Annotated in this window: 15 protein-coding genes; 5 read left to right on the top strand and 10 right to left on the bottom strand. The window is 55.8% G+C overall.

Annotated features, from left to right (window positions below; genetic code table 11):
* From INF61_RS14930 to INF61_RS14905, 6 genes are all read right to left on the bottom strand, one after another.
* Complete coding sequence (locus tag INF61_RS14930) at window positions 1-1,806, bottom strand: extracellular solute-binding protein (protein ID WP_017383396.1); 1,806 nt, start codon at window positions 1,804-1,806, stop codon at window positions 1-3.
* A gap of 75 nt (window positions 1,807-1,881) precedes the next feature.
* Window positions 1,882-3,435, bottom strand: a complete 1,554-nt coding sequence (locus INF61_RS14925; protein WP_045327800.1) for a cyclic di-GMP phosphodiesterase — start codon at window positions 3,433-3,435, stop codon at window positions 1,882-1,884.
* A 127-nt stretch (window positions 3,436-3,562) separates the two neighbouring features.
* Complete coding sequence (gene mepS, locus INF61_RS14920) at window positions 3,563-4,132, bottom strand: bifunctional murein DD-endopeptidase/murein LD-carboxypeptidase (RefSeq protein ID WP_003859364.1); 570 nt, start codon at window positions 4,130-4,132, stop codon at window positions 3,563-3,565.
* A gap of 415 nt (window positions 4,133-4,547) precedes the next feature.
* Window positions 4,548-5,261 (bottom strand): phosphatase PAP2 family protein, encoded by a 714-nt coding sequence (locus tag INF61_RS14915; RefSeq protein WP_193547882.1) that lies wholly within the window; start codon window positions 5,259-5,261, stop codon window positions 4,548-4,550.
* Between the two features lie 33 nt (window positions 5,262-5,294).
* The gene (locus INF61_RS14910; RefSeq protein WP_017383393.1) at window positions 5,295-6,281 is read right to left on the bottom strand and encodes a GTP-binding protein; all 987 of its coding nucleotides are present in this window, start codon (window positions 6,279-6,281) and stop codon (window positions 5,295-5,297) included.
* Between the two features lie 123 nt (window positions 6,282-6,404).
* Entirely contained in the window at window positions 6,405-7,871 is a 1,467-nt protein-coding gene (locus INF61_RS14905; RefSeq protein WP_063659508.1) for a mannitol dehydrogenase family protein, read from the bottom strand.
* Window positions 7,872-8,076: 205 nt separating this feature from the next.
* Here INF61_RS14905 and uxuA point away from each other — a divergent pair, with 205 nt between their 5' ends.
* Window positions 8,077-9,267, top strand: a complete 1,191-nt coding sequence (uxuA, locus tag INF61_RS14900) for a mannonate dehydratase (RefSeq protein ID WP_045338068.1) — start codon at window positions 8,077-8,079, stop codon at window positions 9,265-9,267.
* Between the two features lie 116 nt (window positions 9,268-9,383).
* Here the strand turns inward: uxuA and yeiP are convergent, their stop codons facing one another.
* Window positions 9,384-9,956 (bottom strand): elongation factor P-like protein YeiP, encoded by a 573-nt coding sequence (yeiP, locus tag INF61_RS14895; RefSeq protein WP_003859355.1) that lies wholly within the window; start codon window positions 9,954-9,956, stop codon window positions 9,384-9,386.
* A 164-nt stretch (window positions 9,957-10,120) separates the two neighbouring features.
* Between yeiP and INF61_RS14890 the strand changes: the two genes are divergently transcribed.
* A complete protein-coding gene (locus INF61_RS14890) occupies window positions 10,121-10,375 on the top strand; it encodes a YkgJ family cysteine cluster protein (RefSeq protein WP_003859353.1) in 255 nt (84 codons plus the stop codon).
* On the opposite strand, the gene setB is transcribed toward INF61_RS14890, so the two are convergent.
* The gene (gene setB / locus INF61_RS14885) at window positions 10,372-11,553 is read right to left on the bottom strand and encodes a sugar efflux transporter SetB (RefSeq protein WP_015572310.1); all 1,182 of its coding nucleotides are present in this window, start codon (window positions 11,551-11,553) and stop codon (window positions 10,372-10,374) included. The two genes, INF61_RS14890 and setB, sit on opposite strands and share 4 nt — an antisense overlap.
* A 103-nt stretch (window positions 11,554-11,656) precedes the next feature.
* Window positions 11,657-11,836, bottom strand: a complete 180-nt coding sequence (locus INF61_RS14880; protein WP_139152746.1) for a hypothetical protein — start codon at window positions 11,834-11,836, stop codon at window positions 11,657-11,659.
* Window positions 11,837-11,911: 75 nt separating this feature from the next.
* Between INF61_RS14880 and fruB the strand changes: the two genes are divergently transcribed.
* From fruB to fruA, 3 genes are read left to right on the top strand one after another with little or no spacing between them, the layout of a single operon-like run.
* Window positions 11,912-13,042 carry a fused PTS fructose transporter subunit IIA/HPr protein gene (gene fruB / locus INF61_RS14875; RefSeq protein ID WP_017693041.1) on the top strand — a complete coding sequence of 377 codons (1,131 nt, stop codon included), beginning with the start codon at window positions 11,912-11,914 and terminating at the stop codon, window positions 13,040-13,042.
* Window positions 13,042-13,980 (top strand): 1-phosphofructokinase, encoded by a 939-nt coding sequence (fruK, locus tag INF61_RS14870; protein WP_006811313.1) that lies wholly within the window; start codon window positions 13,042-13,044, stop codon window positions 13,978-13,980. Before fruB ends, fruK begins: the two co-directional genes overlap by 1 nt.
* A 16-nt stretch (window positions 13,981-13,996) precedes the next feature.
* A complete protein-coding gene (fruA, locus tag INF61_RS14865) occupies window positions 13,997-15,682 on the top strand; it encodes a PTS fructose transporter subunit IIBC (protein WP_015572312.1) in 1,686 nt (561 codons plus the stop codon).
* A 74-nt stretch (window positions 15,683-15,756) separates the two neighbouring features.
* On the opposite strand, the gene nfo is transcribed toward fruA, so the two are convergent.
* Window positions 15,757-16,614, bottom strand: coding sequence for a deoxyribonuclease IV (gene nfo / locus INF61_RS14860; RefSeq protein ID WP_193547881.1), 858 nt, complete (start codon window positions 16,612-16,614; stop codon window positions 15,757-15,759).
* Window positions 16,615-16,652: the final 38 nt, after the last annotated feature.

Raw genomic sequence — 16,652 nt, 5'->3', positions numbered from 1 at the left:
TTAACGCCGCTCTGCGGGCAGTTTTGCGGCTTTATTCACGTCATACCACCAGGTGTCAAAGCCGAGGGTGTAGACCGGGCGAACGGCAGGCAGGGAGAATTTATCCCAGCGGGCCACGCGATCTTCGCCCATATACCACATCGGCAGCATGTAATAGTTCCAGGTTAAGACCCGATCGAGCGCGCGGCCAAGCGGCAGAAGCTTGTTCTTATCGCCCTGAGCGGCGACAATTTTTGCAATCAGCGCATCTATCACCGGGCTCTTTACGCCCGGGGCGTTGTAGGAGGAGTCGATATACCCCGATGCCCAGGAGATTTGCAGATCTGAACTCGGCCACGGCTGCGCGGCCCACAGGGTCTGCATCATGTCGTAATCGCGACTGCGCTTGCGGTTGGTTAACTGGGCCATATCGACCTGGCGGATATTCATGGTGACGCCAAGCCGGGCAAGGTTCTTCTTAAATGGCAGCACCCACTGATCGTTTGCGCCGGAGGCAATCAGCAGTTCGAAGCTGAGCGGTTTACCGGTTTGCACATTAACCCGTTGCCGATTTTTCAGCACCCAGCCAGCATCATCCAGCAGGTTGCTGGCTTTCAGCAGGTTGTCCCGGTCGAACCCGTTTCCGTCGGATTTGGGCGGTTCAAATACGCGGGTGAACACCTCCGGCGGGAGCTCCGCTTTCATTGGCGCCAGCAAAACCAGCTCGTCCGCGTGGGGATAATCACGGGCGGCATATTCAGTATTCTGGAAATAGCTGTTCGCCCGGCTGTAGGCTCCGTAAAACAGCGCTTTGTTCATCCATTCGAAATCAAACGCCAGGGTAATGGCTTCACGCACCCGACGATCGGAAAAAACCGGGCGCTGAATATTAAACGCCAGCCAGCGCGTGTCCTGCGCGGATTCGTTTTTGTGTTCGTCTTTAACGATATAGCCTTTCGCGAAATTTTTTCCGATATAGCGGGTCGCCCAATTTTTGGCGCTGTTCTCGACACGTAAATCAAACGCGCCCGCCTTAAATGCCTCGAAGGCCACGTTATCATCCAGGTAGTAGTCGTAGCGGATTGTATCGAAGTTCCAGCGGCCCCGGTTTACCGGCAGCGTGGCTGCCCAGTAATCTTTCACCCGGGAATAGATCACGTACTGGCCCATTCGCCAGTCGGTAATGCGATACGGCCCTCCGGCCAGCGGCGGGGTAGAGAGGGGATCGCTCAGCTTATGATTTTTCCAGAAGGATTCGGGCATGACGGGCAGGGAGAACAGGCTCAGCATATTCTCTTTGTTCGGCTCAGGGAGTTCGATTCGCACGGTCAGCGGGGCGATGGCTTTCACCGTGGTGCCCTTGTACACCAGACGAAACTGCGGCACGCCTTCGGTCATAAATTTATGAAAGGTGAATGCCACGTCACGGGCGCTAACCGGCGTACCGTCGTGAAAACGCGCCCGCGGATTAATCGCGATTTCTGCCCAGCTGAAATCATCGGCGTAACGCACGTTCTCAGCAACCAGGGGATAATAGCTGCCGGGCTCGTCGTCGGAGGTGACGAACAGCGTGTCATAGAGGGATTCGGTACGCGCTGCCGCCACGCCGCGCAGGGCAAAGCGGTTAAAGTTGTCAAACGTTCCCGTGGCGGAAAGCGTCACGTTTCCGCCTTTCGGGGCGGCGGGGTTAACGTAATCGTAGTGGTTAAAGTTAACCGCGTACTTCGGCTCGCCAATGACGGCAAAGGCCGTGCTCTCTTTGATGGTCTGCGCCTGGCTCGACAGGCTCACCAGCGCCAATAGCGTCAACACAACGCGCATAATCATAGTGCGGCGGATCCCTTTGTTCACAGGCAGGCTCGGTTGAACAGAATAATAAGGGACAGCGCCGTGATTGTGAAATTATTCCCCGAGCGTGATGTCGGGTTGCCACGTCCTGAACTGCTCCAGCGGCATCGGGCGGCCGATCCAGTAGCCCTGAAGATAGTTCACGCCATGCTCGCGCAGCCACGCCGCCTGCTCCGGCGTTTCAACACCCTCGGCAACGGTTAACATATTCAGGCGTTCTGCCAGCGTCAGCACCGCGTCAAGCACTGGCGAGGTGACGGTTTCAGTCCCGATGGCATTCACGAAGCCACGGTCAATTTTCAGGTAATCCATCGTAAAGCGTTCCAGATAGATCAGCGCGCTGTGGCCGGTGCCAAAATCATCGATGGCAATTTCAAAACCTTCTTCGTGCAGCCATTCGAACAGCTGATTAGCCTCGCGGTGGTTGATCATATCGCGCTCGGTTATTTCCAGCACAATCTGGAAGTGATCGGGTGGAAGGGCGGCGGCAAACGCGCGCATATCCTCTTTAAAGCTTTCCGCATGCAGATGCCCGGGCGCGATGTTGATCCCAAACTTGGCCCCAGGCGGGAGCACCGTTTGCAGGACAGGGGCATCGCGGATAATCAGGTCAAAAAGATGCAGCGTCAGTGGGACAATCAGCTTCTGCGCTTCAGCGAAATTAATAAAGGCATCCGGTGGAATTTCTCCCATCACCGGATGCTTCCAGCGCATCAGGACTTCCAGCCCGGTCATTTTGAGCGACTGCGCATCCACGACGGGTTGATAGACCACGTAAAACTGGTCGCGTTTGATGGCCGTTAGGATCTCTTTCCCCGGATTAAGACGGATAGTAAGAATATAGAAATTCAACAGGCCCGCCGCGATACCGCAGACCAGGCCGAAAAACAGGGCGTACAGCACTTCATCGGTCGTCCAGGCTTCCGCATAAACATGGATGGTCAGAGGCACATTTTTCAGCGTGGCGGTACGGACCGGGATATCAGGCAAATCACGCGCAGAGACCAGCGTTCCGGAATGGGTTGATAACGCATAATCGCCAATAATGATGGAAATACCGGCAAACTCATCCTGTCTTGAGGTGTAGAGGAGATAAGGAGTCAGGTTAAGATTAACGGAGGTAAATACACCGCCGTCCTTCACCAGTGGGTTGCGATACCAGATGGCAATCGCGGGCTTGTCCGGCATCATGGGGGTGCCCGGCAGGAGCGCCATATCAACCTGTTTATTGATGTGCAGTTCAGGAATAAGCGCTTCCAGAGGGACATTCATCGGGCCGGTGGCGGAAGAGCAGTAGGCGTTTTTATCCCTGACCAGCAAAAAGGCGCGCACGTTGATGCTAAAGGCCGCCCGGGAGGTCAGGGCGGCACTCACTTCCTCGCAGCTGTTTAGCGTGAGTGGCTGGAGTGTATCAATCGACATTTTGAGCTCATCGAAATAGCTCTCCATGTAGACGCTTAAATCGGTAATAAGGGTATCGAATCTGACGTCTCGCTTGTGGTAACTCCAGTAAAACTGTAATGCTCCCAGGAGCAGGGCAGTGAATAACCCCGTAAGGAAACTGAGAAACAGAATCTTGCGGTTGCTGGAGAAGTAGCGGGTAAACATAGATGTCGTGATTCCTGAAATGCCGCTGGATAGTTATCAGTGTAACGGGCAAAAAAAAACACTGCCGGAGCAGTGCTTTTTTTATCGTATCGCCAGCCAAGGGATAACCAACGATACGACAGCAATATTAACTACGGCTCAGAACGCGGCGAGCTTCGTTGTAGCGCTTCTTCCAGTAAGGTTCGTTCATGCTGGAAATCGTCACACCACTGCTGGTGGAAGCATGGACAAACTGATCGTTACCGATATAGATGCCAACGTGTCGACCGGTTGAACCCGCTCTGAACAGGACTAAATCGCCCGTGCGCAGTTTAGTGCGCGAAATGGATTTGCCCATTTCCTGCTGTTCATAAGTAGAACGCGGAAGGTCTAACCCAAACTGTTCACGGAACGTACGCTGTACGAATGCGGAACAATCGATGCCTTTCTTGGTGCTGCCGCCCAGACGGTAACGCACACCTTTCCAGTCAGCATACTGATCCATAATACGCGACTTAACGTCGAGATTACGTACCATATTTTCAAATTCATCCTGAGAGGCTTGCAGTGAAGAGGAATCTTCCATTCCCACAACACGCGTCTCAGGATGCATATTCTTCGCGGTATTCGTCGTACTACATGCCGAAAGCAGAACCGCCACTGCAATCGCCGGGATCCCCCGCAAGATATATCTCAAGATTGGTTGAGATTTGACCATTTTGTTTGTTTTCCCTTGAAGTCCTTAACGAAAATATCGTTATAAAAATGCCAACCGTGACGAGACTAATAATCTGTTCACAATGAGACAATTCTTTATGGTGAAAACTGTGGCTCAACGCACAAAATTATTCACCATGATAATAATTATCTCAGTGGGGCAAAACGAGTTCGAGGTTAACCGATTGCACGGGGTATTGCGAGCAAAAAAGTCCGTTTTTTTATAAGAAAATGTGATACACAAAGTTACAGCGCGGAATTGCTCAAAATGCCGCCATTCATATCGGTAATCCCTGCAATTGCTTCATTTTTATCACGAATTGTATGACGGGATGATGACAGCGTTGAATGACGCCGAAAAGAAGTGACGCAGGGATCGAAAACGATCCCTGAGAAATGGTGTTAATTTTCGTTATTTATTTGTTTCCGGCTTGTTTAAATTTGCTAGGAAGATAGCGATCAAAAATGCCTATTATGCGATCGCTCAGTGGGGTCATCAGCACCCACGGTAAACCAATTAACACCGCCGTGAGGGAGCCTACGGCGATATCTGTCAGCCAGTGAGCGCCAATCATCACCCGCGGGAATGCAAATACCACCACAATAACCAGGGCGATGGTGAAGGCTTTTTTACCAAAATAGCGCAGCATGAAGCCTGCAAAAATCAGCAGCATCATACCGTGGTCGCCCGGGAAACTGTCCTTCGAGGCATCTTTGGTTGGAATATGAAGCAGCTCGCTGACGCGGTTAATATTCGGGAAAAAGAGCGAAGGACTGGCGCGTTTAACCGGCATCAGATGCTGCGCCAGCTGGTTAATAATCACGGCCGTCAGCAGCATCACCAGGCCGATAATCAGAATACGGCGACGACCCGTTTTGTCTTCCTTCAGCCAGAAGGAGAGCATCAGACAGCCCATTGCCAGCAGCGAACAGCCGTCAAACGCGCGGTTGTTGGTGATCGCCACCAGCCACAGGAAGGCTTCACTCTTCGCCAGCGCCTGGTTAAAGAAGTGGAACAGCCCGGAATCCAGCGGGAACCAGAAACCGTGATCCGCCGGGATATACCAGGAGAAAAAGATCGCCAGGCCGGCAGCGTTGAGCAATAAAATAGCAGGAAGTCGAGTCGTCATAGTCTTCAGCAATGTGTGAAATCAGGGGCAACGTTAGCCGCCCAAACTTAAACGAAGCTTCAACAGGCTTGACTGGAGGGCATTCCAGTCGGTATTAACCGCACTAATTAACTCTATCCGGCTGTCGGGTGGCGCGACGTTCTGGGTTTCAATAAAGAAATCCTCGCCCTGACGGTTAATGCGCACCAGACCATCCGGAGTGCGCATGATTCCTTTTACCCGCTCAACCGGCGCGAGTCTCGCCCATTCCAGTATACCAATGGTGTCGAAAACCGTATCGGCATCGAAGATCCACCCGCAGGCCTGATGCCCCTGGCCGCTGTTCAGGTTGCGACGCCAGCGCTGATGCTCCGGCAGGCTCAGTGCAGCCAGGCCTTGCTTCGCGCCGTGGCTATGCGAATGCTCAGCGCTGGCAGGCAGTTGCGTCTGGTTTAGGCGGGGAAGGTCGAGCAGGGCGCCATCAATGTTGCCCTGGGTCGTCTGCACATACTGACGTCCACCGCCAGCCTGCTGCCACCAGGACTGGAACGCGGCCTGACTCTCAGCCGTCGCGCGATCGGATTTATTCGCCACGATAATATCTGCCGAGGCGAGCTGGTCGCGGAAATTGTCATTATTGATCGCTTTTTCATCCAGCAGCTGGCGGGGGTCGAGCAGGCAAAGCGTCGCACGCAGCTCAAGCCACGGCTCGTATACCGGGGCGGTCAGTAAATCAAGGATTTGCTTAGGATGCCCCAGCCCGGTGGGCTCAATCAGCAGACGGTCCGGCTTGCCCTGACGCAGCAGCGTATTCAGCCCGACCTGCATCGGCAGACCATTCACGCAGCACATACACCCGCCCGGGATCTCTTTCACCATCGCGCCGCTGTCGGCGAGCAACGCGCCGTCGATCCCCACTTCGCCAAATTCGTTGACCAGCACGGCCCACTTTTCCGCCGGGTCTTTATTGGCCAGCAAATGCAGAATGGACGTAGTTTTACCGCTGCCTAGAAAACCGGTGATCAGGTTGGTTTTGGTCACGTGCGCTCCGATAAATAATTGTGATGTAGTAACAACTATCTATCATCCTGACGAAAAAATCGGGCATTGAGAAGAGGAAGGGCGAACGGAGCATAAAACCGTTCGCCTTAAACGCAATAATCGCTAAATTTTTAACGTTTCGATAACGGCCTGGCGCGCGCCGAGCCGGACGAGGCGCTGGTACGCGCTGGTGATTGCCTCGACAAAGACAGGGTTTTGCGGCAGGTCGTCGCCAAAGATTTCATTTAGCGTCAGCAGGGCGCTAACGCGTTCTGCGTCGCTGCTGGTAGCGACAATGGCCTGAAACTTGTCGCTCAGCGGATCGCGTACGTCAATGGCGTTGCCCTGTTCGTCCGTACCGCTGACGTAGCGCATCCAGCCCGCCACCCCCAGCGCCAGTAATGGCCAGGCGGTGTTACGCTCAAGATGCATGCGGATCCCTTCCAGCATGCGCTGAGGCAGCTTCTGGCTGCCGTCCATGGCGATTTGCCATGTACGATGCTGTAGGGCCGGGTTGGCGAAGCGGTCAAGCAGGCTGTCAGCATAGGCTGTCAGATCAACGTTGGTGATGCGCAGCGTAGGGGCCTGCTCATTCAGCATCAGCCTGCGGGCAGCCTCGCGAAAACTGTCGTCCTGCATACATTCATTTATGTGCGCGTAGCCGGCAAGGTAGCCCAGATACGCGAGGAAGGAGTGGCTGCCGTTCAGCATCCGCAGCTTCATCTGCTCCCAGGGCAGGACATCCTCAACCATCTGTACGCCTGCCACCTCCCACTCCGGACGCCCGGCGACAAAGTTATCTTCCACTACCCACTGAATGAACGGTTCACAGCTGATGGCGCAGGGATCCTCAACGCCAAGTTCCTGGGTGATTTCCGCGAGTGAGGCGTCGGTGGCGGCGGGCACGATTCGGTCGACCATGGTACCAGGGAAGCTCACGTGCGCCTCGATCCATGCGGCCAGCTCTGCGGAACGCTTTCCGGCCATGCCGAGAACGGCATTTTTCACCACGTGGCCGTTGTCGGGAATATTGTCGCAGGAGAGCACGGTAAACGCCGGCAGGCCCCGCTCGCGGCGGCGATGAAGCGCTTCAACCAGAATACCCGGCGCGGAATGCGGCTCAGACGGGTGCTCGAGATCGTGCAGGATGCGGCTGTTCCGCATATCCAGTTTTCCCGTCGCCGGATCGATGCAGTAGCCTTTTTCGGTAATGGTGAGGGAGACAATTGCCACCTGCGGTTCGCAGAATTTCTCAATAATGGCTGCCAGCGAGTCGAGTTTGGCGTTCAGGCACTCTTTTACCGCACCGATAATAATGGGCTGATTGCCTTCGGCACCTTTCTCCAGCACGGTAAACAGATGATCCTGCGCCCGGAGCTGGCCCATAAGGACATCGCCGCTAAAGAGGCTAATCTCACAAATTCCCCAGTCGCCTCCTTTGGCATTCAGTACCCGGTTTGTTAACAACGCCTGATGCGCCCGGTGGAACGCGCCAAAACCGAAATGGACGATGCGGGAGCGTAACTGCTCGCGATCGTAGCGGGGCTGCTGGACATGAGCAGGAAGCGCGGTGGAGGCAATAGTCTTCATGTAATACACACCTGATTAACCATTAATTAACAATGCCAGTGTAAAGTTATATGACAACAAATTAAATTGGTAAGCCGTAAATATCCCTGTTATGTGAGTTTGATCAATCAATGCCGCGTGCTGTATTGACCACTTCGATTAAACATGTATGGTAGTCGTCATTGAAGTAACACATATTGGTATAACAACTTGAGGGGGTGGGGCAATGGAACAAACCTGGCGTTGGTACGGGCCGAACGATCCGGTTTCTCTTGATGATGTGCGTCAGGCTGGCGCAACGGGTGTGGTCACGGCGCTGCATCATATTCCGAACGGTCAGGTGTGGCCGGTGGAGGAAATCCAAAAGCGTCAGGCTCAGCTGGCAGAGAAGGGATTAACCTGGTCTGTTGTGGAAAGTATTCCGGTTCACGAAGATATCAAAACCCACTCCGGTGAGTGTGATACCTGGATTGCGAATTATCAGCAGAGCATTCGTAACCTGGCAGCCTGTGGTATTGATACCGTCTGCTACAACTTTATGCCGATCCTGGACTGGACGCGTACCGACCTGGAATATGAAATGGCCGATGGTTCGAAGGCGCTGCGTTTCGATCAAATCGCTTTTGCGGCTTTCGAGCTGCACATTCTGAAGCGTCCGGGGGCGGAAGCAGACTACACCGTCGAAGAGCAGCAGCAGGCGCTGGCGTGGTTCAATGCCGCCGGTGAAGCGGACATTGAGAAGCTGGTTCGCAATATCATCGCGGGCCTGCCCGGTGCGGAAGAGGGTTATACCCTCGATCAGTTCCGCGCGCGCCTGGCGGAATATGGCGATATCGATAAAAACCAGCTGCGTGAAAACATGGCGCACTTCCTGCGCGCTATTGTTCCGGTGGCAGAAGAAGTCGGCGTGCGGCTGGCGGTTCATCCAGACGATCCACCGCGTCCTATTCTTGGCCTGCCGCGTATCGTGTCGACCATTGAAGATATGCAGTGGCTGAAAGAGACGGTGGACAGCATCTACAACGGCTTTACCATGTGTACGGGCTCGTATGGCGTGCGGGCGGATAACGATCTGGTGCGGATGATCGAAACCTTCGGCGATCGCATTCATTTCACCCACCTGCGTGCAACCTGCCGTGAAGAGAACCCTAAAACCTTCCACGAAGCAGCCCATCTTGGCGGCGACGTGAACATGGTTGCGGTGGTGGATGCCATTCTCTCTGAAGAGGTACGTCGTAAGCAGGCGGGGGATGTGCGTCCAATCCCGTTCCGTCCGGATCACGGGCACCAGATGCTGGACGATCTGCGCAAGAAAACGAATCCAGGGTATTCGGCGATTGGCCGTCTGAAAGGGATGGCGGAAGTGCGCGGTATCGAGCTGGCGCTGAAAATGACGAAGTATCCTGAACTGCTGTAAAGGTTGTTGCCGGGTGGCGGCTGCGCCTTACCCGGCCTACAAAAACACAAAAACCGGCATCAGAGCCGGTTTTTTGTAGGCCCGGTAAGCGTAGCGCCACCGGGCGAAAAGCACGATCAGTCAGCACGACCCATATAGCGTTTTTCTTCGATATGGATACGGATTTTCTCGCCCGCTGACAGGTACTCTGGCACCTGTACGACCAGACCGGTAGTCAGGGTAGCCGGTTTGTTACGCGCACTTGCAGACGCGCCTTTGATGCCCGGCGCCGTTTCAACGATTTCCAGATCAACGGTCTGCGGCAGCTCCAGCGCCAGCAGCACGCCATCCCAGGTCAGCACCTGCATGTCCGGCATCCCACCTTCAGGAATAAAAAGCAGCTCTTCTTCGATCTGATCTTTGGTGAAGATATACGGGGTGTAATCTTCTTTATCCATGAACACGTATTCGTTGCCGTCGATGTAGGAGAAATCAACGTAGCGACGGGTGAGGGTCACGGTATCGACGATATCGTCGCCTTTAAAACGTTCTTCCACTTTCAGGCCGGTGCGGACATCGGAGAAACGCATTTTGTACAGCGTTGCTGCGCCGCGGGCGCTGGGTGCCTGAATGTCGATATCTTTCACAATCAGCAGTTTGCCGTTGTAATTCAGTACCATACCTTTCTTAATTTCGTTCGCTCTTGGCATTGCAGTAATCCTGTTTACGGGAGGTAAAAAATATCGCGCCAAATTACTCGCGCGCGGCCTTTCAGGCAAGCGGAATTCGTGGGTTTTGCTATCAATACATAAAAGGTGTTACTGTGCGCGCAATGCCCGACTGCGCGGGCATCTGCCACCAACAGAGAGCATGTATGGATTGTCGTTCCGACTGTGGCGCGTGCTGTACCGCACCGTCCATCTCAAGCCCCATTCCAGGCATGCCGGAGGGCAAGCCTGCCAATACCCGCTGCGTTCAGCTCTCTGACACTAACCTGTGCATGATCTTTGGCTCGCCCCTGCGCCCGAAGGTGTGCTCCGGGCTCCAGCCAACCGCCGAAATGTGCGGCAGTACGCGCCAGCAGGCCATCACTTATCTGCTTGAGCTGGAAGCGCTCACCGCGCCTTAAACGTCTTTGATTCGCGTCAGGCAGCTCAGCGTCAGGACGCACATCACCAGCGCAATCCAGAACACCGTATGATAGTTCCAGATTTCAGCCACAACGCCCGCCAGTGAGCCTGCAATAATCCAGCCCACGCGGGTGGTATTAGTATAAAGGGTGGTGGCAGAGCCTGCCTGACCCGGCATCAGATCCTGGAAGTAGAGCATGCCGATACCGGCCAGGATACCGATGTAAATGGCGTTCAGCAGCTGTAAAGCAAGAAGCAGGGCTGGCGTATGAACCGTCAGCATACCGACATAAAACAGCAGCCCGGCTACGGCGGCGACGCGCATCAAAAAGCGCTTGCCGAAGCGCTTCGCGTAATAGCCCGCAATCAGCATGGTGGGGATCTCAAGCCCCGCGGCGGTTCCCATCATGATCCCGGCCAGCTTCTCCGGCAGATGCAACTCATCAATAATAAACAGCGGCATATTAATGATATAGAGGCTGTTGGTTCCCCACATTAGCGTACAGATAATGAATAACAGCAGCGCGTCGCGCCGGTTACGTCGCGGAGCTTCCAGCGTACCGGTCGCCACTTTCGGCTCTTTGCGCATGGAGGGCAGAAAGAACCAGACCATTGCGCCGCATACCACGAAGGCCACGGCTGCGCTGAGGTACATCACCGTAAAGCCAAAACCCATCGCCAGCGCGTAGGCGAGCGGGGGGCCAATCACCCAGGCCAGCGACACCTGCGCGCGCAGTATCGAACTGAACATCACCGCTTCTCGCCCGGTGCGGTCGGCATGCTCGCGGGCAAGGGCGAACATCTGTGGGTTGGCGGTCGAGCCGAAACTGCTCAGGAAGACGCCCACGAACAGCAGAATGAAGTAGTTACGGTTCCAGGCAAACAGCAGGCAGGCAAACACCCCGAGCAGGCAGCAAAAAACGATCAGGCTTTTGCGATCGCCTTTGCGGTCTGAACGCCCGGCAAGAAACTGGCTGACGAAAATGCCGATGATGGCGCTCCCGGTGAAGAAGAAGCCAACCATCGCCGGGCGGGCGTGGACTTCGTTGGTCAGAAACAGGCTCAGCGTAGGCGTTTGTAACGCACCGGCAATACCGGTGAGGAAAGCAACGATCAAAAACGCCGTTGACGTCAAATCAAAAGGCTTTGGTGAGGCGGCAGCGGGGGTGTTATGCATGTTCAGTCTTTGCGAGTAACAGAGAGAGGCGGAGTTTACGCCGCCTGTTATTAAATAAACAGAGGGCAAAATCAAGATTGCCACAATAAATCAAAATAGCATTTCAGTTTATCGCCGTTTCGCTGAAGCGTGCTGAACCTGTTTGCTGAACATCAGCAAAAACCTCCCGACTGAAAAAGAAATGTGCTGCACTTCTAAATTCTGCAACAAGAAATGTAACTTTTCTTGCAACCTTTTGTAGAAAAGACAAGACTTCTTGAAACGTTTCAGCGCTATCTTGCATGTCCTGACGAAGCAGGCTAGCGCCTGGTTTCTCAGTTAAGCTGAAACGATTCAATTTCAGCAGGAGAGGAGAATCATGTTCCAGTTATCTGTTCAGGATATTCACCCGGGCGAACAGGCCGGGAATAAAGAAGAGGCTATTCGCCAGGTCGCCGCTGCGCTCGTGCAGGCTGGCAACGTGGCTGACGGCTACGTCAACGGCATGCTGGCGCGTGAACAGCAGACCTCCACCTTCCTCGGTAACGGTATTGCAATTCCGCACGGCACCACGGACACCCGCGATCAGGTGCTGAAAACCGGCGTGCAGGTCTTCCAGTTCCCGCAGGGCGTGCTGTGGGGCGAGGGGCAGGTGGCTTACGTGGCGATTGGCATCGCGGCCAGCGGTGACGAACACCTGGGCCTGCTGCGTCAGCTGACGCACGTGCTGAGTGATGATGCCGTCGCGGAACAGCTTAAATCCGCCACCACTGCTGAAGAGCTGCGTGCCCTGCTGATGGGCGAAAAACAGAGCGAAGCGCTGAAGCTGGATAATGAAACTCTGACGCTGGACGTCGTCGCGTCCGATTTGCTGACGCTCCAGGCGCTGAACGCGGCTCGCCTGAAAGAGGTCGGTGCGGCGGATACCACTTTTGTGACGCGCGCCATCAATGATAAGCCATTAAACCTGGGTCAGGGCATCTGGCTGAACGACAGTGCTGAAGGCAACCTGCGTAGCGCTATCGCGGTCAGCCGTGCTGCGGTTGCCTTTGAGACAGACGGCGAACGCGCCGCGATGCTGGTAACGGTCGCCATGGCGGACGATCAGCCGGTATCCGTGCTGAAGCGTCTGGGCGATCTGCTGCTGAACAATAAAGCTGAAAAACTGCTGAACGCAGACGCGGCGACGGTGCTGGCCCTGCTGACCAGCGACGATGCGCTGACGGATGACCTGCTGAGCGCAGAGTACGTGGTGCGTAACGAACACGGCCTGCATGCCCGTCCGGGCACCATGCTGGTGAATACCATTAAACAATTTGCAAGTGAGATCACCGTGACCAATCTGGACGGTTCGGGTAAACCAGCCAACGGGCGCAGCCTGATGAAAGTTGTCGCGCTGGGCGTGAAGAAAGGCCATCGTCTGCGCTTTACCGCGCAGGGTGCGGATGCTGAACAGGCGCTGAAAGCGATTGGCGACGCCATCGCGGCCGGTCTGGGGGAGGGCGCATAATGAGCAGACGTGTTGCGACCATTACGCTGAACCCGGCTTACGATCTGGTGGGTTTCTGTCCGGAAATTGAGCGTGGCGAAGTCAACCTGGTGCGGACGACCGGCCTGCATGCCGCAGGAAAAGGGATTAACGTGGCGAAGGTGCTGAAAGATCTCGGCATCGACGTCACCGTAGGCGGCTTCCTCGGTAAAGACAACCAGGATGGTTTTCAGCAGTTGTTCAGTGAACTGGGCATCGCTAACCGTTTTCAGGTTGTGCAGGGCCGTACCCGTATCAACGTTAAGCTGACCGAGAAAGACGGTGAAGTGACCGATCTGAACTTCTCCGGCTTCGAAGTGACCCCGGCTGACTGGGAGCGCTTTGTTGCCGATTCCCTGAGCTGGCTGGGCCAGTTTGACATGGTGTGCGTCAGCGGCAGTCTGCCGTCCGGCGTCAGCCCGGAAGCGTTCACCGACTGGATGACGCGCCTGCGCAGCCAGTGCCCGTGCATTATTTTCGACAGCAGCCGCGACGCGCTGGTCGCCGGTCTGAAAGCCTCGCCATGGCTGGTTAAGCCTAACCGCCGCGAACTGGAGATCTGGGCGGGCCGTAAGCTGCCAGAATTAAAGGATGTGATTGACGCTGCCCATGCGCTGCGCGAGCAGGGTATCGCTCACGTGGTGATTTCGCTGGGTGCAGAAGGTGCCCTGTGGGTGAACGCCTCCGGGGAATGGATTGCCAAACCGCCTTCAATGGAGGTGGTCAGCACCGTGGGTGCCGGGGATTCGATGGTTGGCGGCCTGATCTACGGTCTGCTGATGCGCGAATCCAGTGAACATACCTTACGTCTTGCTACCGCCGTTGCGGCCCTGGCCGTGAGCCAGAGCAATGTCGGTATTACCGATCGTACCCAGTTAGCCGCGATGATGGCGCGCGTTGACTTAAAACCTTTTAACTAACAGCAGGAGAGGAATAATGAAAACGCTGCTGATCATTGACTCCGGTCTCGGACAGGCTCGTGCCTATATGGCGAAGACCCTGCTGGGCGCGGCGGCACAAAAAGCGCATCTGGATATCATTGATAACCCGGGTGATGCTGAAATGGCGATTGTTCTGGGCGACAAAATCCCCGCGGACAGCGCCCTGAACGGTAAAAAAGTGTGGCTGGGTGATATTAATCGCGCCGTGGCACACCCTGAACTGTTTCTGAGCGAAGCAAAAGGTCATGCGACGGTTTACAGCGCACCTGTTGAGGCGGCGCCGGTTGCCGCCGCTGGGCCGAAACGCATTGTTGCGGTAACGGCCTGCCCGACAGGTGTGGCGCACACCTTTATGGCGGCTGAAGCCATTGAAACCGAAGCGAAAAAACGTGGCTGGTGGGTGAAGGTTGAAACCCGCGGCTCTGTTGGTGCGGGCAATGCCATCACGCCGGAAGAGGTGGCGGAAGCCGATCTGGTGATTGTGGCGGCGGATATCGAAGTGGATCTGGCGAAGTTTGCCGGCAAGCCGATGTACCGTACCTCTACCGGCCTGGCGCTGAAGAAGACCGCGCAGGAATTTGATAAGGCGCTGGCAGAAGCCAAACCGTATCAGGCAACCGGTGCGGCTAAAACTGCGACCGAAGGGAAAAAAGAGTCTGCGGGCGCGTATCGTCACCTGCTGACCGGCGTGTCCTACATGCTGCCGATGGTGGTGGCGGGCGGCCTGTGTATTGCGCTCTCCTTCGCCTTTGGTATCGAGGCGTTTAAAGAGCCGGGCACACTGGCGGCCGCGTTGATGCAGATTGGCGGCGGCTCCGCGTTTGCGTTGATGGTGCCGGTGCTGGCGGGCTTTATCGCCTTCTCCATTGCTGACCGTCCGGGTCTGACGCCGGGTCTTATCGGCGGTATGCTCGCCGTGAGCACCGGTTCTGGCTTTATCGGCGGTATCATTGCCGGTTTCCTCGCCGGTTATGTGGCGAAGCTGATCAGCTCGAAGCTGAAGCTACCGCAGAGTATGGAGGCGCTGAAACCTATCCTGATCATCCCGCTGATTTCCAGCCTGGTGGTCGGTCTGGCGATGATTTACCTGATTGGTAAGCCGGTCGCGGGCATTCTGGAAGGTCTGACCCACTGGCTGCAAACCATGGGGACGGCGAACGCGGTGCTGCTGGGCGCAATCCTCGGCGGTATGATGTGTACCGACATGGGTGGTCCGGTGAACAAAGCGGCATATGCGTTTGGCGTTGGCCTGCTGAGTACCCAAACCTACGCGCCGATGGCGGCGATCATGGCGGCCGGTATGGTGCCTCCGCTGGCGCTCGGTCTGGCGACGATTATTGCCCGCCGTAAGTTCGATAAAGCGCAGCAGGAAGGCGGTAAAGCGGCGCTGGTGCTGGGCCTGTGCTTCATCACCGAAGGCGCAATCCCGTTTGCGGCACGCGATCCAATGCGTGTTCTGCCGTGCTGTATCGTGGGTGGTGCGGTGACGGGGGCTATCTCCATGGCGGTAGGTGCGAAACTGATGGCGCCGCACGGCGGTCTGTTCGTCCTGCTCATCCCTGGCGCCATCACGCCGGTGCTGGGTTATCTGCTGGCGATTGTTGCCGGTACGCTGGTGGCAGGCCTGTCTTACGCGGTGCTGAAGCGCCCGGAAGCGGAAGTGGTCGCAAAAGCAGCCTAAAAGCGGTGTCGGGTGGCGGCTTCGCCTTACCCGACCTACAAAAAAAGCCGGGTGCGTAAGCAGCCCGGCTTTTTTTATGCCGCCTGTTCAGCGGTTTGCTGCGCCTTCAGCCAGGCAATCTCTTCCGCCCAGATATCCGGGTTAATGGTTTCGAGCACCATCGGAATGCCGTCGAAGCGGGCGTCCTGCATGATAAAGCGGAACGCATCATGGCCGATGTTGCCTTCGCCCAGGCTGTGGTGGCGGTCAACGCGGCTGCCGAACGCGCTTTTCGCATCGTTTAAGTGCATACCGCGAAGGTATTTAAAACCGACAATACGCTCGAACTCCTCGAAGGTATTTTTCGTGGCCTCGGTTGTGCGCAGGTCATAGCCGGCGGCAAAGGCGTGACAGGTATCGATGCACACCCCCACGCGGGATTTATCTTCCACGCCGTCGATGATCGCCGCCAGATGCTCAAACTTAAAGCCGAGGTTGCTGCCCTGACCGGCGGTATTCTCAATCACCGCCGTCACGCCCTGGGTTTTATCCAGCGTCATGTTGATGGACTCGGCGATGCGCGCCAGACAGGCGTCTTCGTCAATCTGCATCAGATGGCTGCCGGGATGGAAGTTCAGCAGCGTCAGCCCCAGCTGTTCACAGCGCTGAACCTCATCCAGGAACGCTTCGCGGGATTTTTCCAGCGCCTCGGCAACCGGGTGACAGAGGTTAATGAGGTAGCTGTCGTGGGGAAGGATTTGGCCAGGCCCATAGTGGTATTTCTCACAGGCGGCTTTGAAATCATCAATCACTTCAGCGGTGAGCGCTGCGGCGCGCCACTGGCGCTGGTTTTTGGTGAACAGGGCGAAAGCGGTCGCCTCGATTTCGGCGGCGCGAATGGCGGCATTCGCAAGGCCACCGGCAGCGCTGACGTGCGCTCCAACATATTTCATAAAAAGACTCCTGTTAACCCGAAATGCCTATGATAGCG

It is taken from the genome of Enterobacter cloacae complex sp. P18RS, from assembly GCF_014982105.1.
GTDB lineage: Bacteria > Pseudomonadota > Gammaproteobacteria > Enterobacterales > Enterobacteriaceae > Enterobacter > Enterobacter hormaechei_C.
The sequence above is the reverse complement of the archived record's forward strand: the minus strand, read 5'-3'. Positions and strand labels throughout refer to the sequence as shown.